The organism is Brevibacillus sp. HB1.2 (assembly GCF_013332495.1).
GTDB classification, from domain to species: domain Bacteria; phylum Bacillota; class Bacilli; order Brevibacillales; family Brevibacillaceae; genus Brevibacillus; species Brevibacillus porteri.
The window spans coordinates 665,774-689,860 of record NZ_JABMIU010000003.1 but is presented as its reverse complement, the minus strand read 5'-3'; the positions used below and the strand labels follow the sequence as shown (position 1 = coordinate 689,860).

Below are 24,087 nucleotides of genomic sequence, written 5' to 3'. Positions count from 1 at the left end.
TCATTGTAAACATCGAAAGGCTAGCACCCGATTTCTCTAGCGATGACATTACGTAAAATCTCTGAAGTCCCCTCGCCGATCTCTAACAGACGGGCATCGCGGAAAAATCGTTCCACCTGATACTCCCGCATATAACCATAGCCACCGTGAATCTGAATGGCCTGATGAGTAGCAGACATGGCAATCTCTGAAGCATACAATTTTGCCATTGCTGCTTCTTTCGTAAATTTGCGACCATGATCCTTCAGCCACGCTGCTTTATACACCATCGTTCTCGCCAGCTCTATTTGCATCGCCATATCCGCCAGCTTGTGCTGAATCGCTTGAAAATGACTTAAGGAATTACCAAATGCCGTACGCTGCTTGGAGTATTGCAGCGCTTTGTCGTAGGCAGCCTGTGCAATTCCTACTGCCATAGCGCCGATCCCGATTCGCCCACCATCAAGTGTAATGAGGAACTGCTTGAAGCCTTCGCCCCTTTTCCCAAGGATGTTTTCCTCTGGCACCCGGACATTTTCAAGCACGAGCTCGGTCGTATTGGAGCTGTGCAAGCCGAGCTTTTCATAGTTAGCCAGCACTTGAAAACCAGATGCATCAGTCGGAACGATAAAAGCAGTAATACCGCGTGAGCCCTGCTCTTTGTCCGTTACAGCTGTCAAGGCGAGAAACGAAGCATAGGAGGCATTGGTAATGAAGCACTTGGAGCCATTAATCGTCCACTCCCCATCAGCCAAGACCGCATTCGTCCTCGTACCACCTGCATCAGACCCTGCATTCGGTTCCGTCAAGCCAAACGCACCAAAGCTTTCGCCCGAACAGATTTTGGTTAAATAGTTCAGCTTCTGCTCTTCCGTTCCAAACAAAGCAAGTGGAGCGCCACCTAACGAAATATGCGCCGAATACGTGATTCCTGTAGAACCGCATGCACGACTAAGCTCTTCTACCACGATCGCAAAACTCGTGGAATCGGCTCCGGCTCCCCCGTATTTCTCAGAGAAAGGAAGACCCATTAGGTTCAATTCGCTCATCTGCTTGAATATTTCGACAGGGAATTGTTTGGTTTGATCGCGTTCATCTGCTCCTGGTGCCACTACCTCATCAGCAAATTCGCGGATCATTTTTTTTAACATTTGCTGTTCTGAAGTCAAATCGAAGTTCATAATCGCTGCCCCCTTGAAAACGCTTTAGTAAAGAACCATCAAGAAACACACAATTTTGACTGAGCGTTTGTTCAGAATACTCTTACCATTATACACCACGATTTGGATTCATGTGGTAATTTCTCAAAAAAAACACGCCTACGATCGGCGTGCTCCTAATAAAATCGCTCCCAAAAAAGATACAGTTGCTGCTATGAATCCGAGACTGTATGTATTTACACCCATAAACTTGGCAACTGTTTCTCCACCCAGAAAAATAGCCGCCAGCAAAATACCGATTAATACTTTCCACTTGTTGTTCATCTATTCACCCCGTTTGCTCTCTTCTGAAATTGTAACAGATAAGCAGGGAGAGGAAAACGAGAAGTCATGCAGAGTCCTATAGTCGCAACCACGCATACCAATATCCTCGCGTGAAGAAGAACAAAGTTGACGCGATGAACACCTTTATGAACAACAGTAATTGAATCATATCCCGCTTCGCTTCTGGAATATACAAAGCCTGTATCTCTGCACCAAAGAAAAAGGCAAGTCCACATACAGCAAATACTCCCGCCCATTTCGCATTGGCCTTATTCATCAAGAAGCCCATACCCGTGAGCAAGCACGCAAGCGGTACCCAGTACAACTCCGATGTCCACCATGTATAGTCCATCCCTACCCGATGAACGGTTGTAATGCCATACAAGATGGCCAAACCCAGTAACCCTGCATAGAGCAAATAAGCGTAGCCGAATACAATTGCGCTAATGCACAGTAACATGCAAACGAAGCCTAAGTAGAACAGGACAAACGGCATGCTACCATCCAGTTTTTGGATACAATACACGCCTCCCGCGATCAAGATCAAAAATGACAAAGCCAGGAATAAATGCGTCAATGGCGGGGCCGACCTTCGATAAACGAGTCCCAGAATATAGAAAACAAGAGCGAAACAGGCAAAGATGGTAATTTGCATTGGGGTTTGAAAACGGTTAAAATGAAAAGCAAGTAAGATCAAACCAGCAATAACAAAGGCACCAAGAAGCCATGCCACTACCATTTTCCCCGTCACTGGAGAGACAGTTCTAGGTGCATATGTATTTGTGACAGATGATGTTGAATTGACTTTTCCTGACAGCACACCCGGTGCCGTTCCCATTCGCTCATTCCCGCCTGCGGATGCCGGTGTATTTGGCCGATCCCCTTCTGTATACAGATTTAACAAGAAGATGCAGTAATGTTCAGGCAGTAAATGGTTGCGCCGCCAGTTTTCAATTTCGGCGATAATCGTGCGCTTGCGCTGGTCGTCCAACGCGGCCCCTCCTAACTACGACAAAAAGTGTTTACTTTCATGAATAAGAAAAGCCTACGTCGGCTAACGTAGGCCACATACTTCTTATATCGGTTATTCCAAGAAATCTTTTAAGCGTTTACTTCTACTCGGATGACGCAATTTGCGAAGCGCTTTTGCTTCGATCTGACGAATCCGTTCACGGGTTACGCCAAACACTTTCCCTACTTCTTCTAACGTCCGTGTACGACCGTCATCTAATCCAAAACGCAAACGCAGTACATTTTCTTCCCGGTCTGTTAATGTATCCAAAACGTCTTCCAACTGTTCTTTCAAGAGTTCATAGGCAGCTGCATCAGATGGCTCCAATGCATCCTGATCCTCAATGAAATCACCTAGGTGGGAATCGTCTTCCTCCCCAATTGGAGTCTCCAGGGATACTGGTTCTTGAGCAATCTTCATGATTTCCCGAACTTTTTCCGGAGTGAGATCCATTTTTTCAGCGATTTCTTCTGGCATAGGTTCACGACCTAGCTCTTGCAGAAGCTGACGGGAAACGCGGATTAACTTATTGATCGTTTCCACCATATGAACCGGAATACGGATCGTTCTAGCCTGGTCCGCAATGGCACGGGTAATCGCTTGGCGAATCCACCAGGTCGCATACGTACTGAACTTGTAGCCTTTGCGATAGTCAAACTTTTCCACCGCTTTAATCAGACCCATGTTCCCTTCTTGAATCAAGTCAAGGAATAGCATGCCGCGTCCTACATAACGCTTCGCAATCGATACAACCAATCGCAAGTTCGCCTCAGCCAGACGTCTTTTGGCTTCCTCATCACCTTGTTCAATTCGCTGTGCCAGTTTAATCTCCTCTTCTGCGGAGAGCAGAGGAACTCGACCAATTTCCTTCAGATACATCCGTACAGGGTCATTGATCTTGATTCCAGGCGGAACGGAGAGATCGTCATAATCGAATTCTTCGTTGTCCTCGTCCTTGATGATCATTTGATCGACTTCATCATCGTCATCTTCATTCTCATTGTTGTTAATCTCAATGCCTTGATCACCAAGATATTCAAAAAACTCATCCATTTGATCAGAATCCTGTTCGAAACCTGCCAGGCGAGCAGTAATCTCCTTATACGACAGTGCGCCGCGTTTCTTACCTAATTCGACCAGCTGTTCCTTCACTTGTTCGATGGACGTTGCTTCCATGTCGGAAGTGATATTTTGCTTGTTCATCTACTTTCCCTCCTTCCCCGGGAATGATCTGAAGCTACCCTTCTTTTAAAGCATTTTCCAATTCAAGAATCTTCATCCCTGTAACGGCTGCTTGAAGTTCAAGTTGTTTGCGCGCATCCTCGCTGTCCGCTGCGGCCGCTTGGAGGTGTAAGCTCCGCTGCTCATCGCGCAATCGTTCCAACTCGGCACGCTTCGGGTAGTTATTCACTTGTTTGATGTAGTCACCGATCTCTAATTCAGATACATCGTTGTTACACTCCATCATGGCCAATCCCGAGGCTAATTGCTTTAACAAATCGTCTTGCACGTAATGTATAAACTTTCCAGGGTCTTCCGGGTTTCCCTCTGCATAGTAGGCGTACAGGTAGGCAGCCAGCGCATCGTGTTCATCCACCTGAAAGTGGGCGCTACATTCCTGTTGGACGCGGGCGGCTATTTCTTCGTTCCGCATCATGTAGTAAAGCAGCATGCGCTCAGCCGTGTGATAAGCGGGTGGCAGTGTTTTCGCGAGCGTAACTTTGCCATTATTTATACTATTATTCCATGCTGGCGTCACTTTATCCCTTTGGCGCTCACTTTTTTGCTGATTGTACGCGCGTTTGGACTCCCATTTGAGATCACCGAGAGTAAGGGAGTATTCTTCTGCCAATTGCCGTTGATACATGTCCCGTTCCACCGGGCTGCCCAACTCGTTGATGATCTCGACCGCCCTCGCGATTAAGCGAGCTTTGTCCGTCTCATCTTTTATTACGAACTGACTGCGTAAATGTTTCAGACGGAAAGCCGTAATTGGCATCGCCTGTAACAATACCTGCTGGGAAAATGCTTCAGCCCCATGCTGGCGGATGTAATCATCCGGGTCTACTCCTTGTGGAAGTGGAGCAACTCGAACGATCAAACCGGCTTGCTGCAAAACATGAATCGCTTTGCTCGTTGCTTCTTGTCCTGCAGCATCTCCGTCATAACAGAGTACGACTGACTCTGTATTGCGACGAAGAATTCTGGCCTGCTGCTCCGTCAAGGCTGTTCCCAAAGTGGCAATACCTTGCATAAAACCCGCCTGCCATGCCGATATGACATCGACATATCCTTCAAACAATAGCGCCTCTTTTCTCTTTCTAATAATGGGGCGCGCACGATGAAGATTAAACAGCGTAGCGCTTTTGTTGAACAAAAGGCTTTCCGGGCTATTCAGATACTTGGGTTGAGACTTTTGGTTGGAATTGGGCTTTGATCCTTGCAGTAAGCGTCCTCCAAATCCGATGACGTTACCTTGGGAATCCTGGATTGGAAACATGATACGACCTCGAAAGCGATCAAAGATTTTTCCTGAATCGCTTCTGGCCAAAAGCCCTGCTTCCACCATCAATTCCTGTGAAAATCCCCGCTTTGTCAACTGCTGCGTTACGAAATCCCAGGAATCCGGGGCGAATCCGATTTGATATTCGGCTATAGTCGCCTCAGTCATTCCACGCTTTGCGAGATACTTCATCGCTTCTGCACCATAAGGGGTTTTCGTAAGCACGTAGTGGTAGAGGCGTGAAACGAACGTATGCGCTTCCTGCATCGCATGTTTCATCCGTTTTTCAGGTGAATCCTCTACTTGCTGCGGCTGGGGCACAGCTATCCCGGCACGCTCCGCCAATTTGTGCAGTGCCTCTGGAAAAGTCAATTGCTCCAGTTTCATTAAAAAGGAAAAGATATCCCCACCTGCTCCACAGCCAAAGCAATGAAAAAACTGTCGCTCTGCATTTACGTTGAAGGAAGGGCTCTTTTCAGAGTGAAACGGACATAGACCGAGAAAGGCACGACCGCTTTTTCTCAGTTGAACGTACTCTCCTACAACGTCTACGATGTCGACAGCGGCACGCACTTGATTTACAAATTCATCTGAAGTGGGACCAGTCATGTCTTTCCACCTTTATAAGGAGAATCGCACGTGAGAATATTTAGTTCGTCAAAATTCGTCAATTTCCTTCTTTACATCAAACTTCTTTTCTTCTTTTATTACTTTTCCACATTTCTAAGTGCAATAAACGCTGAGAAACTCACCTATGATAAGTACCCCGGCTAATTGATTTTCTACAAAAAACGTCAAATTCCTTCTTTCGGCCTATTTCCTTTCATTACGGAGATTGTTTTTTCTAATCATCTCCAAAATGATGTTTGCCGTTTCTTCCACTGCCTTGTTGGATACATCGATAACGGTACATCCAAGGCGCTCAATAATGCGCTTGGAATAAGCCAGTTCTTCAGCAATCCGTTCGAGATTGGCGTAATTTGCTTGGGCAGTCAATCCTAGTGCCTTCAGACGCTCTGTCCGAATGCCGTTCAGTTGCTCCGGATTGATGGTAAGCCCAATACACCTTTCTATTGGCAGTTGGAACAATTCTTCTGGTGGCTCTACCTCCGGGACAAGCGGAACATTGGCAACCTTAAGTCGCTTGTTAGCCAAATACATGGAAAGAGGCGTCTTGGAAGTACGCGAAACGCCGATCAAAACCACATCTGCGCGCAACAGGCCGCGTGGGTCCCGACCATCGTCATATTTGACGGCAAACTCGATGGCGTCTACTTTGCGGAAATACTCTTCATCCAGACGGCGAACCAAGCCCGGTTTTCCTGTTGGTGGCTCTTTTAACATGCCCTGCAATGTATTCATCAGAGGCCCCATAACATCAAGAGCTGGAATTCCGTGAAGAGCAGCTTTTTGTGTAATATACGCATTCAGCTCCGGAATGACCAGAGTGAACACAATCATTGCCCGCGATTCTTTTGCCGAAGCAATAATTTCGTCAATCGATTCCTTGTCTTCTATATACGGATACTTTTGTACATCAAACAAAAAACGATCAAACTGACTAGCTCCTGCGCGAACGACAAGTTCGGCCGTTTCGCCGATGGAGTCTGAGACTACATAGATGAGCTGTCCTTGCTGATTACCTTGCATCGCTTCTCCTCCTACACTTTCGGTTCGCTACCCAATTCTACAAATGCTTTCGCGATCGTCGTCTTGGTGACGCGCCCCAACAGCTCCATTTGCTTCGGATCTTCCTCACTCGGCCTTACGACAGGCAGAGAATCGATCTGAAAATCAATCAGCTTTTTGGCGGCTGCGTACAAGGTCTCATCAGGTGCACATGTAATGATATTCGGCATCCTAGACATGATAATGCTGACCGGTACATCCTCCAGCGTCTTATTGCCTAAAGAAGCCCGCAGGAGGTCTTTTCGTGAGATCACGCCAGCCAAATATCCTTTTTGATTGACGACGAATAACGTGCCAACATCCTCCAAAAAGAGGGTAACGATGGCGTCGTATGCCGAGGCGGATTCGGAAACCACGATCGGTACCGCCTTGTAGTCATTGACGAGAAGCTTGTGAAGCCGTTCACTTATGACTGAGCTTGCGGGTCTGCCAGCATAAAAATACCCGACCCGAGGTCTGGCTTCTAGATATCCTGACATTGTGAGGATGGATAAATCAGGGCGTAGCGTCGCGCGAGTCAAATTCAGCCGCTCCGCGATATGCTCTCCTGTTATCGGTCCGTCATCCTTCACTATCTGTAAGATGTGCTCTTGTCGTTTGGTAAGCTCGATGACCAATCACCCCGGTTCTGTCTTTACCTCTTCCTAGTATTACTCTATTCGACGGGATATTCCTTCTTTCACGCGGAAAAAAGGTGCCCCCGCCTGATTTTCAGACGAAGGCACCGGTTTTATTTTGTTTACGCGAATACAACTTTGGAAAAATCTGCGTAGCGATAAAGCACACGAGAAAGCTGCAAGAGAAGCCCCAGACGATTCGCACGAACAGCCTGATCTTCGGCCATGACCATTACCTTATCAAAGAATGCGTTGATCGGCTGGCGCAAGGTTGACAAGGTTGCGAGCACCTTCTCTTGATCCTTCAGACCCTCTACATCCTTTTGAACAGCTTGGAATGCCTGATACAAAGCACGTTCCACATCTTCTGCGAACAGAGCTTCGCTGACTTGGTCTGCTTCCGCTTTTTGTGCCAGATTGTTCACCCGGTTAAACTGCTCCACAATCAGCTTGAATTCTTCTGTTTGTACAGCTCCCATCAGTGCTTTCGCTTTTGCCAGCACCTCTGGAACCAGTGTCAGGTCAGCAGCAAGAACGGCGTCGATGACATCGTAGCGAACGCCATGATCCTGCAAGACGTTTTTCAGACGGAGTGCGAAGAAGTCTACGAGGTCTTTTTTCACGTCTTCTGCCGCTCTCTTGTTTACGCCTTGTGCTACATAGCCTTCCATCGCGGCATTCCACAGGTCAGCAAGAGAAATTTGCCAGTCGCGCTCCACCAAAATTGTAACGATCCCCGCTGCCATACGGCGCAGACCATACGGGTCCTGTGAGCCAGTAGGCACAATCCCAATCGAGAAGCAGCCTACGATCGTGTCCATCTTGTCAGCCAGGCTGGCGATAGCGCCTTGGGCGGAAGCAGGCATTTTGTCCCCTGCAAAACGCGGGAGGTAATGCTCGAATACACCACTTGCGACGAGGTCGGACTCACCCGCTTTGCGCGCGTAATCTTCACCCATAATCCCTTGCAGTTCAGGGAATTCACCTACCATGTTGGTAACGAGGTCAAATTTTGCGATTTCTGCAATGCGGTCTACTTGTTTCGTCTCTTCCGCGCTCACACTCAGCTTGCTTGCAATTTGCGCAGCTGTTTTGCGTACACGACGAACTTTATCACCGATTGTTCCCAGCTCTTCATGGTAAACGATTGTCTCCAAGCGTTTCAGGCAGCTCTCAATGGACAGTTTTTGGTCTTCCACGTAGAAGAAACGAGCATCAGACAGACGTGCGCGAAGAACTTTTTCATTTCCTTTCGCTACGTTTTCCAGAGCGCGGCTGTCTCCGTTACGCACTGTCACAAAATGATTCAGCAATTGACCCTGTGCGTTTTCCACAGGGAAATAACGCTGGTGCTCACGCATGGAGGTAACCAAAACCTCACGTGGAATGGAAAGGAATTCTTGCTCAAACGTACCGTAAAGAGCGGTTGGATATTCTACAAGATGGACTACCTCATCCAGAAGTCCTTCGTCCATTGGAATCGTCCAGCCATGTTCCTTCTCCAAGCGATGAATCTGTTCTACAATGGCTGCTCTGCGCTCGTCGGGATTCACCATGACATATTGCTCAGCCAGCTTGCTCACGTATTCGCTTGGGTGATTCAACGTAACCTCTGTTCCCAAGAAGCGGTGTCCACGAGAAACGCGTCCGCTTTTTACGCCTGCAATCTCCAGATCGATCAATTCATCGCCGAACAAAGCAACCAGCCAACGAATCGGACGAACGTATTTCAAATCGCGTGCGCCCCAGCGCATGTTTTTCGGGAAGCTCATACCGGTGATCACTTCAGCCAGTTGCGGCAACAGCTCGGTAGTTGGTTTTCCCGCTTCGGATTTGCGCGCATGAACATACTCGATCCCGTTTACTTCTTTATAATACAGTTGGTCAGGCTCAACATTGTTGCTTCGTGCAAATCCGAGTGCTGCCTTGGACCAGTTCCCCGCTTCATCTTGTGCGATTTTGCGTGCAGGGCCTTTCGCTTCATCATTGCGATCAGGCTGCTTTTCTGCCAATCCATTGATCAACAGGGCAAAACGACGAGGTGTCTCCAATGCCGTAATTTGATCGAACGGCACGCGCTCAGCAGTCAGCCACTTTTCTACTTTTTCCTTGAATTGTGCCGCTGCCTGTGCGACAAAACGAGCAGGCATTTCTTCCAAACCAACCTCTACAAGTAGATCGCGCTTACTCATTTGTATCCTCTCCCTTCACCTGATTCACTTGATCCGCAGCGTCTGCGTTGCCTTTTTGCAAAAGCGGGAAACCGAGGCGCTCACGCTCTTTATAGTAGGTTTGTGCTACTTCACGAGACAGATTACGTACACGAGCGATGTAGCCAGTACGCTCCGTCACACTGATGGCTCCACGCGCATCAAGCAAGTTAAAGGTGTGGGAGCATTTCAGTACGTAGTCATAAGCCGGGTAAACCAGTCGCTCCGCCATCAGTCTCTTTGCTTCTGCCTCATACGTATTGTAGAGAGAGAACAGCATGTCGACATCAGACAGCTCGAATGTGTATTTGGAATGCTCGTATTCTGGTTGCAAGAATACATCCCCGTACGTATACCCGTTGCACCATTCCAGATCGAACACATTTTCTTTCTCCTGAATATAGGAAGCCAAACGCTCCAGTCCGTAAGTCAACTCGACTGCCACTGGTTTACATTCCAGACCGCCCACTTGCTGGAAGTACGTGAATTGTGTGATCTCCATTCCATCCAGCCAAACTTCCCAGCCTAAACCCCAAGCGCCAAGCCCTGGGTGCTCCCAGTTGTCCTCTACAAATCGGATATCATGCTCCAGTGGCTCGATTCCGAGTTCGCGCAAGCTCTCCAGGTACAGCTCCTGAATGTTGTCCGGGGAAGGCTTCATGATTACTTGGAACTGGTGATGCTGATACAAACGGTTCGGGTTTTCCCCATAGCGTCCGTCAGCCGGGCGACGGGAAGGCTCTACATATGCCACGTTCCACGGCTCAGGTCCAATGGAACGAAGGAAGGTCATTGGGTTTAGCGTACCTGCCCCTTTTTCAACGTCATACGGCTGGACAATGAGACAGTTGTGCTTTGCCCAAAAGTTTTGCAGCGTCAAAATGATGTCTTGAAATGTCATTTTCATGCTTTTTCCTCCTCTAAACTTATTAGAACTTGGCTTTAAGTCGAAACTAAAAAAACCTCCCGCCTCTACACTGCCTGATGCGACAGTGTAGGGACGAGAGGATTCTCGCGGTTCCACCCTACTTGGCGAATGACTTCTTCGCCCACCTTACAATCAAATTGCTCCAGAACGCCCTTCATCAGCATGGTGACCGGGCTCTCACTACCCCCGATTCGCTATTCACAGCCAGTGGCCGACTACTCTTTTCCTTCATGGCAACATTCGGTATACAAGTTTGGTTCTTATCATAACGAAAACAAATTCGTATGTCAATTAGTCCTGATCGGATTGCGTCATTCTTTCCATACGCTCCAGTTGTTCCAGAAATGCTCGACTTTTCAGCCTGAGATCCAGATACTCGTCCATAAAACTCCGCAGCACATGCTTGAGCTGGTTGCGTGTAGCCGGTTTTACTTCAATGTCACCAAGCCGCTCCAAATCAAATACCTGGAATAGCCGTAACAGCTTCCAGGTAGAGGGTGTAACTACCATCGCATACGGATCGGAGGGCTGGCAAACTGGGCACAACAGGCCGCCCTGTCCAACACTGATAGCATAGGGCTCCCGCTGTTCGCCACAGTTTACACACGCCGTGAGCTGCGGGGAGATCCCCGCTACAATTAGCATCTTGGTCTCAAAAATACGACACAGGATCTCAGCATCTCGTCCTTCATCCAAATAGCGGAACGTATGAAGGAGTAGCTGAAACAAGTAGGGATTCGGCTCCCTTTCCTGCGTCAGTCGATCCAAAAGTTCTGCTATGTATGCAGCATAAGCCGTAGCAGTCAGGCTTTGCCGCATATCCCGGAACGAATCCAACATATCTCCCTGAGAGAGATCTGGCATTCCCGTACCGGGTCCTGCCTTGCATAGATAATAACTATGCGAAAACAACTGGGAGACGGCGGCAATGCGGCTTTTGGTCTTTTTAGCACCACGGGCCATCACGCCTAATTTGCCGTTCTCCCGGGTAAACAATGTCATCACTTTACTGGACTCACCATAGTCCACACTGCGAATGACAATCCCTTCCCACTTTACAAGCATGCCTGCGTGTCACCCAATTCTTCCTGGGCGAGATCAAACGAGGTTTCCTCGCTGGAAACATCCGTTTGATGGTGATCACGGTAGAGAAGGTAAGCATGGATATCACCGGTTGAAGCGAAAACTCTCCAAGAAAAGTCACGAAGCATGGAGCATCATCCTTTCCTATATCGGGTCTATCCACTTCCTTCTTAGAATCACCTTTGCCCGTTATTCTATGCCTTGGAAAAATTAACACATTGCGATGGGAATATTATTGCTCGTCGTAGAAACCGAAGTTACGCAGCATCCGCTCTTGGTTGCGCCAATCCTTTTTCACTTTGATCCAGAGCTCCAAAAATACTTGGTCGCCCATCAGTCGCTCGATATCCTTGCGCGCACGTTGACCGATTTCTTTGAGCATCTGACCTTTTTGCCCGATTAAAATACCGCGCTGGGAATCCCGCTCTACGTAAATGGCCGCGTAAATGTAAAGCGTTTTACCATTTTCGCCTCGCTTCATCTCTTCAATCACGACAGCGATGGAGTGAGGTACTTCTTCTCTCGTCAAATGCAGAACTTTTTCCCGAATCAACTCGGCTGCTACAAAACGCTCAGGATGATCCGTCACCTGATCCGCAGGATAATACATGGGGCCCTCTTCCATTTCGCCCAAAATAGCCTCCTGCAATGAACCTGTGTTGTTTCCTTCTAGCGCAGAGATTGGAACAATCTGCTTGAAATCATACAATTTGCGGTAATCGTCAATAATCGGCAGCAGTGCTTCCGGATGCACCTTGTCAATTTTGTTGATGACCAAAAATACTGGCGTTTTGACCTGCTTCAGACGCTCGATGATGTAGTCGTCCCCGGCTCCGCGTTTCTCTGTTGCGTCGACAACAAACAGAACAAGATCTACTTCGTTCAATGTATTTTCGGCAACGGAAACCATGTAGTTTCCGAGTTTGGACTGCGGCTTATGAATACCAGGTGTATCCAAGAAAATGATCTGACCCTCTTCTGTCGTATGAACAGCCGTAATTTTGTTGCGTGTCGTTTGCGGCTTATTCGACATGATGGCGATTTTATGTCCTACAATATGATTCAACAGTGTTGATTTTCCAACATTTGGCCGCCCCACAATGGAAACAAAGCCCGATTTAAACGATTCCTTGGTCTTGCGATTATCCACGTAAATCCTCCTTGGTGAATGCGCCTGGAAGCAGGGCAGATACTGTCGTTTCCAAAATGTCGCCTTTGAGATTTGTCAAAAATACAGGCATGTCCGGCGGGCACAGCTCTGCCATGACTTGTCGGCAAGCCCCGCACGGTGATACAGCTTGCGGCGTATCGGCAGAAACGGCTAATGCTTTGTAAGTCCGATCGCCTTCCGAGTACGCTTTAAAAAGAGCCGTACGCTCTGCGCAGTTGCACAGCGAGTACGCTGCATTTTCAATATTGCCCCCCAAATAAACCTTGCCACTCTCAGCTAAAAGAGCTGCTCCTACCTGAAACTTGGAGTACGGTACATAAGCGAGCTTTCTGGCTTCGATTGCTTGTGCTAATAATGCTTGTTTATCCATTCTCATCATTCCTCATATGATTGATCTTTAACATCATTTCACAACAGAATCTGTCCAATGAGACACGAAGAAACCAGACTGAAAGGTCAACTAGAATGACCCGTCCGGTACCTCATTTGACTATGAAAAAATTTCTTCTTCTCTACTAGTAAAAACTATCCCCATACTTTTTGCAACAGTGGTTGTCCAAATACGAGGACTCCGATGAAAAGGGACAGGATCGCCGCTACAAGCACAGCTCCTGCTCCCACATCTTTGGCAATCTTCGCCTTGGCGTGCCATTCCGGGGAAGCTAAATCAACGACTGCTTCAATCGCGGTATTTACCAGCTCAAGGGAGAAGACCAAACCGATAGAAAAAAGGACCAGCAAAACATCGCTGCGTGGTATCTGCAGCCACCACGCTGCCGCCAGCACTACAATGGCTGCGGCTACGTGGATTTGCATGTTTCGCTGTGTCCGTACGGTATAGGAAATTCCTTGTAGAGCGTAGGCAAAGCTGCGAGTCAATCGTCGCCATTCCTTCAACGTAATCTCCTACCTCGTCAAGCCGATTTCTTCCAGCACCTTTTCTTGACGTGAAAACATTTCCTTCTCTTCTTCTGGCGTCCCATGATCATAGCCAAGAAGGTGAAGAAAACCATGAACCGTGAGAAATCCGAGTTCGCGTTCAAATGAATGGCCATAGTCTTCGGCCTGCTCTTGTGCTTTTGGCACGGAGATGATGATATCTCCAAGCATATTCGGAAACTCGCTAGCCTCATCCTCATCGATGAAGATTTCCATTTCCCCTTCACCCGGCTCGTTCATCGCAAAGGACAGAACATCCGTAGGCCGATCAACGCCTCGATAGTCGCGATTCAGCTCGTGGATGCGCTCGTTGTTCACCAGCGTGACAACGACTTCTCCTTGTACGTCTTCCAGCTTAGCCGCTGCTTCCAGGCAACGGACAAGCAGGTTTTGCAAATTCTCATCGATCGGCTCGATTTCTTCATGAAGGATTTCTACAGATAACACAGATAAACGATCTCCTTTTTGTGACGCCATTTATTAATAGCCGTGATCTACTTCTTCCTTGGCATAGGCAGCGATGATTTTTTGTACCAGACTGTGACGAACGACGTCTCCCTCTTGGAAATGAATAAAGGCTACATCGGAAATCGGATTTAAGATGCGCTGTGCTTCGCGCAATCCGGATTTCTTGCCTTTTGGCAAATCCACCTGGGTCACATCACCCGTAATGACCATTTTGGAACCAAAACCAAGCCTGGTCAAAAACATTTTCATTTGCTCGGGAGTTGTGTTCTGGGCTTCATCCAAAATGACAAAGGAATCTTCGAGCGTACGACCACGCATGTACGCCAAAGGTGCAACCTCAATGAGTCCACGTTCCATCATTTTGGCGACTTGTTCATTGCCCAGCATGTCGTACAAGGCATCATAGAGCGGACGCAGATAAGGGTCTACTTTTTCCTGCAAATCTCCTGGCAAAAATCCAAGGCTCTCCCCCGCTTCTACGGCCGGTCTGGTAAGAACGATCCGTTTGACACGCGCATTTTTCAACGCATTTACTGCTGTGACAACAGCCAAATACGTTTTGCCGGTACCAGCTGGTCCAATTCCAAACACAATGTCATGCTTCTTGATCGCAGACAAGTAATGACGCTGGCCCAATGTCTTTGCCCTGATTACTTTGCCACGTTGGGTACGAGCGACTTCTTCATCATACACATCGAGCAGTTGGGCACCTTCTCCCCGTTCAATCAACGACATCGCATAAGAGATGTCTCGTTCGGACAGGGCAATCCCTCTGCGAATCAACTGTAGCAGAATTTCAATCAACTCTGTCAGTTTGTCCACTTCCGGCTTATCCCCGCTAATAACCAGTTCGCCTTCTCGGGTCATAATTTTAGCGGAACTTCTTTGCTCGATCAGTGTTAGGTACGCGTCATGTGGTCCAAACAACAGCAAGGCCTCAGATGCGTCTGAAAACGGGATTCTTACCTCATCTTGTACGTGCAACAGGCTTCCATCTCCTTGCAACGGTAATCAGCAATGCGTCATTTGCTTGCCATCCCTTACTGCCCCACGAAAGGCTGTTCAATGGCAATATCTTCAATGACGGAAAAATGAATGCTTACGTAAACTTTACCATTCTCTGTTGTGACGTGCAAAACTTTTTCGTCCTGAATGAACGCATCTTTTCCAGCTTTTTGCAAGATATCCTCCCTGGCGAATTTTTTAGCCAGTTCCGTCGCTTCCTCCACGCTCATTTCTGTTTGAACGGGTTCTGTTTGCGCGTACGTTACTGTCTTCCAGCCAAGTGGTGAGGTATATCCCGCATACGAGGGCAAAAACCTTTGTTCTGCCATTTCAGCTTGTGCAAAGGACTGTTTTTCAAATGGCCACACGTATATCGCATAGGGGCCAACAAGCAGGTATTGATGCTCCAGCTTTTCCCCCGTCAGACGGTGCATCGTTTGTTTTAGCGGGACCGATGTGTTGCTCATATACCACACTTCCCCTTGCACCTTGCCTCGCGCTGATACAGCTTGTTGACGGGCGTCATTGCCAATGATCCCAGAAATGAGCACTTGGCCTTTTTCCACCAATTGATTGCTCACAACCTGACTACGGCCAACCTCTGGGAGAATTTTATGGACGACAGCCCTCTTTTTGGCTACAAGATGACGGGGACCTGTTGCAAGCGGCTTAACGGGAGCCTCTTTTTCAACCACTTGAAGCATGACCTTGGTTCCTTGAATCTCGATTCCAACCCAGGACGCTTCAGGCAGCAGACTCAACAGCTCTTTTTGCAAAACCAACGGTTCTTTTAGTTTGACCTTCCATGCCCCTTCTTTAATCCCCACTTGTTCGGCAGCTTGAATCACCCGTCGTGGATCGACCATTTTTGTCCCACTTACCTCGACACTCCAGACAAAAGAGGAGAGCATGTACAATCCGATGAAAAAAAGAGCAGCCCCAATTGCCAGTCCAGTTCGTCTACGTAACCGCAGCAGCCAAAAAGGCAGCCCGTCTCTTGCCTCAACGTGACTACGACAGCCTGTCTCTTTTAAAAGCGGCCGTAAACGAAAATAATCACGAATCAAAATATCACAGCGAGTCACCTCTTCTCCTACCCTGCGAATATTCCAGATTCGAATTCCATCCCGTACGGCCATATTCAGCATCCGCTCAAATCGTTTTCCCCGAACGGTAATGGTTACATGTCCATCCACCCACTCCTTGATTCCATTCCGCATACGTGCCGCCCCCTCCCTCTAACAAAGATTACGAGCTCTGTGGTCCCGTCTCCAAAAATTTCACGCCACCGATTCTGCCTTCTAATAAAACCTCCTCAGGCAAAATCGCTCGGATGACAAGCTGTTCACCTGAAACAATCATTTGACCGTTCGTCAACAGCAGGCGAAGCTCTTTTTCGCTAAAATGCAAGACTCCTCGATGATTCTCTATATACATTTGCAAATGACCGATCATCGTGATACGCGGGACTTCCAGGACTACATCTTGCGGCAGATCCAACACCCCTCCGGCCAACTGGCGCAGACGGCGGCTCCAACGCTTCATGGATTAGCCCCCCTTCTCGTTCTATATATTGGCGAATATGACGATCTCATCTGTTTGCAGGTGCAAAACCATTCTTATCTATGCGTATGCGGGAGCATAAAGAGGCATTCATCAAAAACAGTCACAAAAAAAGAGCTCTCATCGCTCGCAATTTCGCAAGCACTTGAGAACTCAGACTTTGGAATACTTCAACAAACTCCATTGATTATTTGCTTTCTTTTGCAGGAGAAACCAGCTCTTTTCCTTTTGTAAGCGCCTTCCATTTTTTCATGACTCGTTTTACTTTTTCAGCTGAACAACCGCACGCGATCGCCGTTTCATATATCGATTTGTTTTCGAAGATGGCAAGCCGAATCACTTTTTGACGAAACCGCCCCATTTGTTCAAAAATTTGTTGATTCATCGCTTGACCTCTACCCCTTCTTCTATTAGAAGAATTTTCTTTACATTCAGGATAGTCAACAAGGATACGAGAAACAAGACAAGTTATTCGATATATTTCGACACGAAAACATTGGTTTCCATAAAAAACAGGCGAACCGAGGTTCACCTGTTTAACTAGCTGCTATTCTATCATTTTTCTTTGCCGAACCTGCTGGGCGTACGGAGCTTTTGAGCGCGGCTCTCCAAAAATGAGCGCCCACTTCATACCATCACGCGGGTTGCCGTGTTTCGATGGGATTGTTCCCGCTCGTTCCGAATCAGCGACCTTCATCGTTTCCGATTGCTTCACTGTGATAGTTGGACCCGTTGAAGCACGAGCTGTACTGGAGAATGCCCATTCCTGCTCGACTCCAATCCCTTCCATCGATTCTTGCTGAAGTGGCTCGTATTTGGAGGATGCCCGCACCGTCTCTCTACCGTAATCCTCCGTTTCCCTAGGGATATCCGACGTTGTGGCCGGAGTAAGCGGAGGCATTTTTTTGCCTTGAGACATCTTTTTCTTTCCGGCTTTGCCCAGAGCTTTATATCCTAAGTAACCAAGGATGACAAACCAGAACTTGCCGATGAGCGGGATGATCCACTCGACTAAACCCAGTAAATCTACGACGAGATCCATGAGATCTTCCATGGCAATCGCCCTTATTCTTTCTCGTCTGGCATAGCAGGATCTTGTTTGTCACCTGCATGCCCGAAGGATTGACGCATTTGTGTATCAGCAGCAATGTTTTGCATGTTGTAATAATCCATTACGCCCATTTTGCCACTTTTCAATGCTTCGGACAAAGCGAGTGGTACTTGTGCTTCGGCTTCTACTACTTTTGCCTTCATTTCTTGTACGCGCGCAATCATTTCCTGCTCTTGGGCTACCGCCATGGCGCGACGCTCTTCCGCTTTCGCTTGGGCAATACGTTTATCTGCTTCTGCTTGGTCGGTTTGCAATTGTGCCCCGATGTTTTTCCCTACATCCACGTCCGCAATATCAATCGAGAGAATTTCAAAAGCAGTTCCGGCATCCAGACCTTTGTTTAATACCGTTTTAGAGATCAAATCTGGATTTTCCAATACGTCCTTATGTCCTTTTGACGAACCAATTGTCGATACGATCCCCTCACCTACGCGGGCGATAATCGTTTCTTCACCAGCACCACCGACCAATCGATCGATGTTGGCACGAACCGTTACTTTTGCACGAGTGCGCAGCTCGATACCGTCCTTAGCCATTGCTGCTACCACAGGTGTTTCAATCACTTTCGGGTTAACGCTCATTTGTACCGCTTCCAATACATCACGACCAGCCAGATCAATGGCTGCTGCTCGTTCGAAGCCAAGTGGAATATCTGCGCGTTGTGCTGCTACGAGCGCATCTACTACACGGTCTACGTTACCGCCTGCGAGATAATGGCTCTCCAATTGGTTTGTATCCAACTGCAAGCCGGCTTTACGCGCTTTAATCAAAGGATTCACAATACGAGATGGTACGACGCGACGCAAGCGCATAGCGACGAGGGTAATAATCCCGATATTCACACCGGAAGCCAGTGCAGAAATCCAGAGCATAACTGGTACGAACGAGAAGAAAATAGAAAGTACAACGATGGCTACTGCCACCATAAAAATAAGGGGAATCAAACCACCTTCAAACATGAAGAACTCACTCCTTTTGTTCTATTTCGGCAACGACGATACGCGTGCCTTCTACTTGCACAACGGTGATGGCGGTACCCGCTTCAATGAAACCACCAACCGATACTGCATCCACACGTTTTCCTTCCACCTTGACGACCCCTGCCGGGCGCAATGTTGTAAGGGCGATGCCTGATTTTCCTTCCAGCTCACGCTGATCGCGCGGTGCTACGTAGCCTTCTTCATTGCGCTGCGTGTCACCCAAGACAAACTTGTTGAATAGACCTTTGACCCCGTATTTCTTCACTAACAGGAACGTTACAATTGCCGTGATCAATGCAGCTACACCCAGCGATGCGAGCCCTTGCTGTGTGTCATAGGCTGCCATAACAAGGCCTGTCACAATGCTCACGAAGCCAATCGCTCCGACAATGCCGCCCGGAAGAAAAATTTCCATAAGCATCAGTAAGATTCCGATAGCAAACAGGCCGATGTGCAACCAGCTGGCAAATCCCGCTACATAATGCCCGAAGAAATACAAACTGAACGCGACGAGCGAAATCGTCCCCGCAACACCAAAGCCAGGGGCAAACAGTTCTACTACAATTCCTCCAAGTCCAATGATGAGCAGCAGACTCATGACAATGGGACTCGTCACCCATCTAGCGACTAGCTCTCCACCTGTTGGCTCAATCGCCTGAAGGGAATCTGACTGAATGCCGAACTTTTTGAGCAGCGCTTCCTTATTGGACACCACATCATCTGCATAACCCAACTGCTTCGCTTGTTGGGCATCGAGAGAAAGCACCGTGCCTTTTGGCTTTAATCCTGGGAATTCTGTATCAATTTCCACCATCGCGCGAGCAACGTCAGGATTGCGATTGTTCAACTCCGCTGCCGCCTTCATTTTATTGCTCCAACCGGAAATGAACTTGATATCTGCTGCATTCCCTGCCAAGTCAATCGGTGCGGCTGCCCCCATGCTACTACCTGGAGTCATAATAATTTCATTTGCATTCAGGGCGATGTACGTTCCCGCTGAAAAAGCCTGGTTATCAATATAGGCTATCACATGCATGGGAGCCTGACGGATCAACTGACCAATCTGGTCGGCAGCATTCACTTCTCCACCTGGCGTATTGATATGCAGGATTACAAGATCTGCCTGCTGGTCCTGTGCGTCAGCAAATGCTCTTTCTAAAAAGCTCTCCAACCCTCGCTCGATTGTGCTATCTACTGGAATCCAGACAGCTTTTTGATAGGTCTGCGCTGTTGTGGATGCGGGAGCAAGAAGCATCGTCATTCCCATAATCAGGCAAAGAAGTGAAAAAAGCAATCGCACGCGGCTTTTTACTAGCCTTGTTGCACTCATTGCATGTACCTCCTTTCCATCTATCAGCTTCAACGTATGTGCAATAAGGTATACGAAAGAGTGAGGCAATTGTTTCATATTTATTTCACATCTGGGGAAAAAAAGAAAAACCCAACCTTTACAGGTTGAGTTTTTCTGTTCGTATCTATATGAGGTGTTACTCTCGTCTACGATGGTAGTTCCTCAGATACAATCTTTTGCACGAGGTTTCCGTCTGCTCTGCCTTTCACTTTCGGCATGATCGCACCCATCACTTTGCCCATCTCCTTTTTGGAGGAGGCATTGGTAGCTACGATACCTTCCCGAACGATATCACGAATTTCGTCTTCGCTAAGCTGAGCGGGTAAGTAAGCGGAGAGCACGTCGATCTCTTCGCGCGTTTTCGAGGCAAGTTCCACGCGGCCTGCCTTCTCAAATTCGTGGAGGGATTCACGGCGTTGTTTTAACTCACGAGTCAAGATGGTCAGCACTTCGTCTTCAGACAAAAGTCTGCCCTTGTTAATCTCTTCGTTCTTTAATGCGGCTTTCACCATGCGAATAACAGAGAGTTTTAGAGCAGCTCTGTCCTTCATTGCTTGCTTCATATCTTGATCGAGTCGCTCCATTACACTCATGATGAGCCCTCCGTCAATTAAAACTTGCGCTTGCGAGCTGCTTCGGATTTCTTCTTGCGCTTAATGCTAGGCTTCTCAAAGTGGCGACGTTTACGCAGTTCCGCCATCACCCCGGATTTTGCGCTTTCACGCTTGAAGCGGCGAAGTGCGCTATCCAAAGACTCGTTTTTCTTGACTCGAATTTCTGCCATTTGTCTTCCCTCCCTCCGCTAAAACCGTGGGACGCCTGAGTCGAACGTACGAACAGACTGTCACACTTCATTATAGGATAGATGACTAAAGAAGGTCAACCTTTAGTTCAATTTTATTCGTAAAAACCGGACAAAAGATGATAATGAATGTGGAAAACCTCTTGTCCACCCTCTTTGCCGCAGTTGTTAATCAGGCGAAAACCTGGCAACTCCAGCTTTTTCGCCAAGAGTTGTGCTACATGATGGATATGCCCGATCAGCGGCAGGTCCTCGGCGCTTACATCCATGAGCGTGGGAATTGGCTTACGCGGGATAATCAACAAGTGAACGCGTGCTTTTGGTGCAATATCGTGGATGACAATGACGTGCTCATCCTCATACTCGATACGAGCAGGAATTTCACCGTCCATGATTTTGGTAAAAATACTTTTTTCCATGGGAGACTCCTTTCTTCCTCTGTATGTGGATCGTTATGTATGTAAGACTTGATCGTATCATATTCCCTCACTTTTGTCTTGCGGCGCTACCTAACGCATGGTAGCATGACTTCGAGGTTGAAACTGGATTACAGAAGGAGTTCGTGCAGATGAAACCAATTGCACTGGATCAGGCAGCAATCAACGCAGAAGGGATTTTGCTCACTGGTTCCCCAGGGCTTGCCTTGTCATCCGTTCACTTTGATACCCGCGAGTTGACTGCGGGATCTTTGTTTGTAGCGCTGACAGGCGGCGCACGGGATGGACATGATTTTTTGTTACAAGCAGCTGAACAAGGAGCTGTAGCTGCACTCGTTTCGAATCAGGAGAAGATTCCTGCGAACTTGCCAAACGATTTTGGGTTAATTCTCGTCAATGATACACTGCGTGGCTTTCAAAAGCTGGCTGCCACTTATCGGAAAAGCTTTTCATTCCCTCGCATCGCCATTACAGGAAGTATCGGGAAAACAACCGTGAAGGACATCGTGGCACACGTACTTGCGAGCCGTTCGCCCGTATACAAGACGTATAAAAACTTCAACAACCACATCGGTGTGCCTTTGTCGCTCTTACAGATGGAAGAAAAACATCAAGCTGCTGTACTGGAGCTCGGGATGAACCACGCCGGGGAAATCGATCTGCTCGCTTCGCTGGTCCAGCCAGATATTAGCGTGATTACATTTATCGGTGAGTCCCATATTGAACATTTTGGCACGCGTGAAAAAATTGCTCTCGCAAAGGCAGAGCTGCTTCCACATACCGCTCTTGACGGGCTCGTACTGCTCAACAAAGATTCCGAATATCTGCGATTGGTAGCCCATCTGTATCCGGGTGAGGTCATGTACTACTCTGTTCATGAGAAGGCGGATATTTGGGCGGAGCAAATCGAATCGGTTGAAGGTGGAACCGGCTTCAAAGTGTGCTTTGCCTCCGGGGAGTATTTCGAGGCATTCCTGCCTCTGCACGGTCGGCATAGTGTCCTGAATGCTCTGCCTGCTGTTGCGATTGCCAAAAGGCTCGGGATGGATACGGAGCAAATTGTGCACGCCTTGTCTACCGTCCAGCTCTCAGCCATGCGATTTGAGCAGATCACATCCAAGCACGGTACGGTGTACATCAGTGACGCGTACAATGCCAGCCCTGTTTCCATGGAAGCTGCCGTCCGCACATTTGCTGACTTGTACCCTGATCGCGGGAGAGTCGTTATCTTAGGGGATATGTATGAGCTCGGGCCAGACAGTGCGGCTATGCATGCGGGCGTCGGAGCCTCGCTTCAAGACATCGCTGAGCGCTTCGAGCTGCTCGTGACAGTTGGTGAGAATACTCGCCATCTCCATGCTGCTTACACGGGGAACAAGCTGCATTTCGCCACAAAAGCAGAGGCACTGCGTGCATTACTGCCGCTACGCGATGACAAACACGCTTTCCTGTTTAAAGCCTCCAAAGGTATGTCATTATGGACGCTTATCACTGATTTGGAAGGTCACGAATAATAGATAAAGAACAGCCGCCTCTCGTATATACGGGAGACGGCTTCTTTTTTATCATCGTAGTTCAATGACATTGTTGGAAGGACCCAATTTTTCAAGCGGAAAATCGGTATAGTGGATCGATGCGAGATCAGCTACATAGTATGACTTCCCGTCCTTCGCCCAGCCGATGATGCGATGATTGTCACTTGAACGATAATAACCAGGCATTCCCTTGTCAGGAGAACCGAATGGATAGCCGCACTTTGTAACTTGTTTGCATGATTGAATATACATATACGAATCCTGAGAATTAGAAGTACGAGAGTGCTGTTCTACTGCCATCTGATTTCCTGATGGCGACCAAACAATTTTGTCCAAGTGTCTCTCAGCGAACACGGGATCCTTCAAATTGTTCTTTTTCCCTGTCTGCAAATCCAGCATGTATTCTTCTGTCATTGTTCGGATATAACGGTACTTCATATCGTTGGAGTAAGAAGGAAACGTGGTCATATTGTGATCGTATTTCAGGCCAGTCGGTAAGTCTAACTCCTTATATGCGGTTTGCGTTCTGTAAAACAGCTTTTTCGAATTCGGCACCCAGTAATACATTTCTTCGTCTGTTCCACTCCGCCACTCATACTGGTCATTCTTTTTCATTTTGAGTGTAGGCAGATGCTGCAAGATCAGGTGGGCGCTTACCTTGGTATTGGATGAAAGCATGTCCATACGGGTAAAGACCATGTACTGTTCATCCGGTGAAACGGAAAAATCAAGGACGGGATACTGAGCTTCTGCCGGGACGAGTACCGTTTTTTTGCCGTCTGGCAGACTGAGCTTCACGATACCGCCATTTTCACGAACGTAGAGCGCGTCCTGCTTCGGTGACCATTTGCCAAAACCGGATAGCTGCGTCATCTTTTTTGTTTGCATATCGTACAAGTACGGTATGGTTGGGTCTGCCTTCCCGTATCCGATTCTCTCCCCGTATACAAACCTGCTCGATGGCGACATGCTCGCCCGGTGGATCAAGGGCATGTTCGTAACGGTTTTTGTCACTTTTCCATCTACCGTTACTTTATAGATGACGACCGGCTCTGGCTTGCGAGGGTCTGCCTTCGCAGGAGCAGAGGCATTGATTTGCCCAGGGACAAGGATACCCAGCAAGGAAATCAGCAAGCATGAGAGCAATATGCGTTTTTTCATCTAGGGTCCTCCTGAATAAGTGATCAATACGAAGACGTTCACTGAAGGCATTTGGTTTC

At 48.0% G+C, this 24,087-nt stretch carries 27 protein-coding genes; 1 reads left to right on the top strand and 26 read right to left on the bottom strand.

Annotated features, from left to right (window positions below):
• Positions 1-20: 20 nt before the first annotated feature.
• The 25 genes from HPY28_RS11425 to HPY28_RS11305 all read right to left on the bottom strand — a co-directional run bounded on the left by HPY28_RS11425 (position 21) and on the right by HPY28_RS11305 (position 21,314).
• A complete protein-coding gene (locus HPY28_RS11425) occupies positions 21-1,160 on the bottom strand; it encodes an acyl-CoA dehydrogenase family protein (RefSeq protein ID WP_017247757.1) in 1,140 nt (379 codons plus the stop codon).
• 138 nt (positions 1,161-1,298) lie between these two features.
• Complete coding sequence (locus HPY28_RS11420) at positions 1,299-1,463, bottom strand: hypothetical protein (RefSeq protein WP_174225773.1); 165 nt, start codon at positions 1,461-1,463, stop codon at positions 1,299-1,301.
• Positions 1,464-1,539: 76 nt separating this feature from the next.
• Positions 1,540-2,454 (bottom strand): hypothetical protein, encoded by a 915-nt coding sequence (locus tag HPY28_RS11415; RefSeq protein WP_174225774.1) that lies wholly within the window; start codon positions 2,452-2,454, stop codon positions 1,540-1,542.
• A 93-nt stretch (positions 2,455-2,547) separates the two neighbouring features.
• Positions 2,548-3,678 carry an RNA polymerase sigma factor RpoD gene (gene rpoD / locus HPY28_RS11410; RefSeq protein ID WP_007727582.1) on the bottom strand — a complete coding sequence of 377 codons (1,131 nt, stop codon included), beginning with the start codon at positions 3,676-3,678 and terminating at the stop codon, positions 2,548-2,550.
• Between the two features lie 34 nt (positions 3,679-3,712).
• Complete coding sequence (gene dnaG, locus HPY28_RS11405; RefSeq protein WP_174230580.1) at positions 3,713-5,587, bottom strand: DNA primase; 1,875 nt, start codon at positions 5,585-5,587, stop codon at positions 3,713-3,715.
• Positions 5,588-5,791: 204 nt separating this feature from the next.
• Positions 5,792-6,628, bottom strand: coding sequence for a pyruvate, water dikinase regulatory protein (locus HPY28_RS11400; protein WP_144616569.1), 837 nt, complete (start codon positions 6,626-6,628; stop codon positions 5,792-5,794).
• Positions 6,629-6,639: 11 nt separating this feature from the next.
• Positions 6,640-7,284, bottom strand: coding sequence for a transcriptional regulator CcpN (gene ccpN / locus HPY28_RS11395; RefSeq protein WP_012685777.1), 645 nt, complete (start codon positions 7,282-7,284; stop codon positions 6,640-6,642).
• A 122-nt stretch (positions 7,285-7,406) separates the two neighbouring features.
• On the bottom strand, positions 7,407-9,476 hold the full coding sequence (gene glyS, locus HPY28_RS11390; RefSeq protein ID WP_174230579.1) for a glycine--tRNA ligase subunit beta: 2,070 nt from the start codon (positions 9,474-9,476) through the stop codon (positions 7,407-7,409).
• Positions 9,469-10,395, bottom strand: coding sequence for a glycine--tRNA ligase subunit alpha (gene glyQ / locus HPY28_RS11385; protein WP_035290997.1), 927 nt, complete (start codon positions 10,393-10,395; stop codon positions 9,469-9,471). Before glyQ ends, glyS begins: the two co-directional genes overlap by 8 nt.
• Before the next feature lie 318 nt (positions 10,396-10,713).
• Complete coding sequence (gene recO / locus HPY28_RS11380) at positions 10,714-11,487, bottom strand: DNA repair protein RecO (RefSeq protein WP_173622528.1); 774 nt, start codon at positions 11,485-11,487, stop codon at positions 10,714-10,716.
• Positions 11,478-11,633, bottom strand: a complete 156-nt coding sequence (locus tag HPY28_RS11375; protein ID WP_012685773.1) for a YqzL family protein — start codon at positions 11,631-11,633, stop codon at positions 11,478-11,480. The genes recO and HPY28_RS11375 overlap by 10 nt, the downstream gene beginning before the upstream one ends.
• A 104-nt stretch (positions 11,634-11,737) precedes the next feature.
• Entirely contained in the window at positions 11,738-12,655 is a 918-nt protein-coding gene (gene era, locus HPY28_RS11370; RefSeq protein WP_017247748.1) for a GTPase Era, read from the bottom strand.
• The gene (locus HPY28_RS11365) at positions 12,648-13,046 is read right to left on the bottom strand and encodes a cytidine deaminase (RefSeq protein WP_017247747.1); all 399 of its coding nucleotides are present in this window, start codon (positions 13,044-13,046) and stop codon (positions 12,648-12,650) included. The genes era and HPY28_RS11365 overlap by 8 nt, the downstream gene beginning before the upstream one ends.
• A 155-nt stretch (positions 13,047-13,201) precedes the next feature.
• Positions 13,202-13,573 carry a diacylglycerol kinase family protein gene (locus HPY28_RS11360; RefSeq protein ID WP_017247746.1) on the bottom strand — a complete coding sequence of 124 codons (372 nt, stop codon included), beginning with the start codon at positions 13,571-13,573 and terminating at the stop codon, positions 13,202-13,204.
• A gap of 9 nt (positions 13,574-13,582) precedes the next feature.
• Positions 13,583-14,092: an rRNA maturation RNase YbeY gene (gene ybeY, locus HPY28_RS11355; protein ID WP_173622527.1), complete on the bottom strand. Its 510-nt coding sequence runs from the start codon at positions 14,090-14,092 to the stop codon at positions 13,583-13,585.
• Positions 14,093-14,095: 3 nt separating this feature from the next.
• Positions 14,096-15,067: a PhoH family protein gene (locus HPY28_RS11350; protein ID WP_017247744.1), complete on the bottom strand. Its 972-nt coding sequence runs from the start codon at positions 15,065-15,067 to the stop codon at positions 14,096-14,098.
• 56 nt (positions 15,068-15,123) lie between these two features.
• Positions 15,124-16,308: a sporulation protein YqfD gene (gene yqfD, locus HPY28_RS11345; RefSeq protein ID WP_174230578.1), complete on the bottom strand. Its 1,185-nt coding sequence runs from the start codon at positions 16,306-16,308 to the stop codon at positions 15,124-15,126.
• Positions 16,309-16,336: 28 nt separating this feature from the next.
• Complete coding sequence (gene yqfC, locus HPY28_RS11340; protein WP_007727617.1) at positions 16,337-16,633, bottom strand: sporulation protein YqfC; 297 nt, start codon at positions 16,631-16,633, stop codon at positions 16,337-16,339.
• Positions 16,634-16,838: 205 nt separating this feature from the next.
• Positions 16,839-17,036, bottom strand: coding sequence for a hypothetical protein (locus HPY28_RS11335; protein WP_069850261.1), 198 nt, complete (start codon positions 17,034-17,036; stop codon positions 16,839-16,841).
• 162 nt (positions 17,037-17,198) lie between these two features.
• Positions 17,199-17,705, bottom strand: coding sequence for a hypothetical protein (locus tag HPY28_RS11330; RefSeq protein WP_017247741.1), 507 nt, complete (start codon positions 17,703-17,705; stop codon positions 17,199-17,201).
• 11 nt (positions 17,706-17,716) lie between these two features.
• Positions 17,717-18,721 carry a flotillin-like protein FloA gene (gene floA / locus HPY28_RS11325; protein ID WP_017247740.1) on the bottom strand — a complete coding sequence of 335 codons (1,005 nt, stop codon included), beginning with the start codon at positions 18,719-18,721 and terminating at the stop codon, positions 17,717-17,719.
• 7 nt (positions 18,722-18,728) lie between these two features.
• On the bottom strand, positions 18,729-20,072 hold the full coding sequence (locus tag HPY28_RS11320) for an NfeD family protein (protein ID WP_174225780.1): 1,344 nt from the start codon (positions 20,070-20,072) through the stop codon (positions 18,729-18,731).
• A gap of 167 nt (positions 20,073-20,239) precedes the next feature.
• Positions 20,240-20,686: a GatB/YqeY domain-containing protein gene (locus HPY28_RS11315; RefSeq protein WP_017247738.1), complete on the bottom strand. Its 447-nt coding sequence runs from the start codon at positions 20,684-20,686 to the stop codon at positions 20,240-20,242.
• A 17-nt stretch (positions 20,687-20,703) separates the two neighbouring features.
• On the bottom strand, positions 20,704-20,877 hold the full coding sequence (rpsU, locus tag HPY28_RS11310; protein ID WP_007727630.1) for a 30S ribosomal protein S21: 174 nt from the start codon (positions 20,875-20,877) through the stop codon (positions 20,704-20,706).
• A 113-nt stretch (positions 20,878-20,990) separates the two neighbouring features.
• On the bottom strand, positions 20,991-21,314 hold the full coding sequence (locus tag HPY28_RS11305) for a histidine triad nucleotide-binding protein (RefSeq protein WP_012685763.1): 324 nt from the start codon (positions 21,312-21,314) through the stop codon (positions 20,991-20,993).
• A gap of 149 nt (positions 21,315-21,463) precedes the next feature.
• On the opposite strand from HPY28_RS11305, the gene HPY28_RS11300 reads away from it, so the two are divergent.
• Complete coding sequence (locus HPY28_RS11300) at positions 21,464-22,846, top strand: UDP-N-acetylmuramoyl-tripeptide--D-alanyl-D-alanine ligase (protein ID WP_174230577.1); 1,383 nt, start codon at positions 21,464-21,466, stop codon at positions 22,844-22,846.
• Positions 22,847-22,897: 51 nt separating this feature from the next.
• Here the strand turns inward: HPY28_RS11300 and HPY28_RS11295 are convergent, their stop codons facing one another.
• Positions 22,898-24,028 (bottom strand): TolB-like translocation protein, encoded by a 1,131-nt coding sequence (locus tag HPY28_RS11295; RefSeq protein ID WP_174230576.1) that lies wholly within the window; start codon positions 24,026-24,028, stop codon positions 22,898-22,900.
• Between the last annotated feature and the right edge of the window lie 59 nt (positions 24,029-24,087).

Coding starts and splice junctions, on each gene's coding strand:
- HPY28_RS11425 (WP_017247757.1), bottom strand. CDS start 1,160: ATGAACTTCGATTTGACTTCAGAACAGCAAATGTTAAAAAAAATGATC.
- HPY28_RS11420 (WP_174225773.1), bottom strand. CDS start 1,463: ATGAACAACAAGTGGAAAGTATTAATCGGTATTTTGCTGGCGGCTATT.
- rpoD (WP_007727582.1), bottom strand. CDS start 3,678: ATGAACAAGCAAAATATCACTTCCGACATGGAAGCAACGTCCATCGAA.
- dnaG (WP_174230580.1), bottom strand. CDS start 5,587: ATGACTGGTCCCACTTCAGATGAATTTGTAAATCAAGTGCGTGCCGCT.
- HPY28_RS11400 (WP_144616569.1), bottom strand. CDS start 6,628: ATGCAAGGTAATCAGCAAGGACAGCTCATCTATGTAGTCTCAGACTCC.
- glyS (WP_174230579.1), bottom strand. CDS start 9,476: ATGAGTAAGCGCGATCTACTTGTAGAGGTTGGTTTGGAAGAAATGCCT.
- glyQ (WP_035290997.1), bottom strand. CDS start 10,395: ATGACATTTCAAGACATCATTTTGACGCTGCAAAACTTTTGGGCAAAG.
- recO (WP_173622528.1), bottom strand. CDS start 11,487: ATGCTTGTAAAGTGGGAAGGGATTGTCATTCGCAGTGTGGACTATGGT.
- HPY28_RS11375 (WP_012685773.1), bottom strand. CDS start 11,633: ATGCTTCGTGACTTTTCTTGGAGAGTTTTCGCTTCAACCGGTGATATC.
- HPY28_RS11365 (WP_017247747.1), bottom strand. CDS start 13,046: ATGGATAAACAAGCATTATTAGCACAAGCAATCGAAGCCAGAAAGCTC.
- ybeY (WP_173622527.1), bottom strand. CDS start 14,092: ATGGCGTCACAAAAAGGAGATCGTTTATCTGTGTTATCTGTAGAAATC.
- yqfD (WP_174230578.1), bottom strand. CDS start 16,308: ATGCGGAATGGAATCAAGGAGTGGGTGGATGGACATGTAACCATTACC.
- yqfC (WP_007727617.1), bottom strand. CDS start 16,633: ATGAAGCGTTGGAGCCGCCGTCTGCGCCAGTTGGCCGGAGGGGTGTTG.
- HPY28_RS11335 (WP_069850261.1), bottom strand. CDS start 17,036: ATGAATCAACAAATTTTTGAACAAATGGGGCGGTTTCGTCAAAAAGTG.
- HPY28_RS11330 (WP_017247741.1), bottom strand. CDS start 17,705: ATGGAAGATCTCATGGATCTCGTCGTAGATTTACTGGGTTTAGTCGAG.
- floA (WP_017247740.1), bottom strand. CDS start 18,721: ATGTTTGAAGGTGGTTTGATTCCCCTTATTTTTATGGTGGCAGTAGCC.
- HPY28_RS11320 (WP_174225780.1), bottom strand. CDS start 20,072: ATGAGTGCAACAAGGCTAGTAAAAAGCCGCGTGCGATTGCTTTTTTCA.
- HPY28_RS11315 (WP_017247738.1), bottom strand. CDS start 20,686: ATGAGTGTAATGGAGCGACTCGATCAAGATATGAAGCAAGCAATGAAG.
- rpsU (WP_007727630.1), bottom strand. CDS start 20,877: ATGGCAGAAATTCGAGTCAAGAAAAACGAGTCTTTGGATAGCGCACTT.
- HPY28_RS11305 (WP_012685763.1), bottom strand. CDS start 21,314: ATGGAAAAAAGTATTTTTACCAAAATCATGGACGGTGAAATTCCTGCT.
- HPY28_RS11300 (WP_174230577.1), top strand. CDS start 21,464: ATGAAACCAATTGCACTGGATCAGGCAGCAATCAACGCAGAAGGGATT.
- HPY28_RS11295 (WP_174230576.1), bottom strand. CDS start 24,028: ATGAAAAAACGCATATTGCTCTCATGCTTGCTGATTTCCTTGCTGGGT.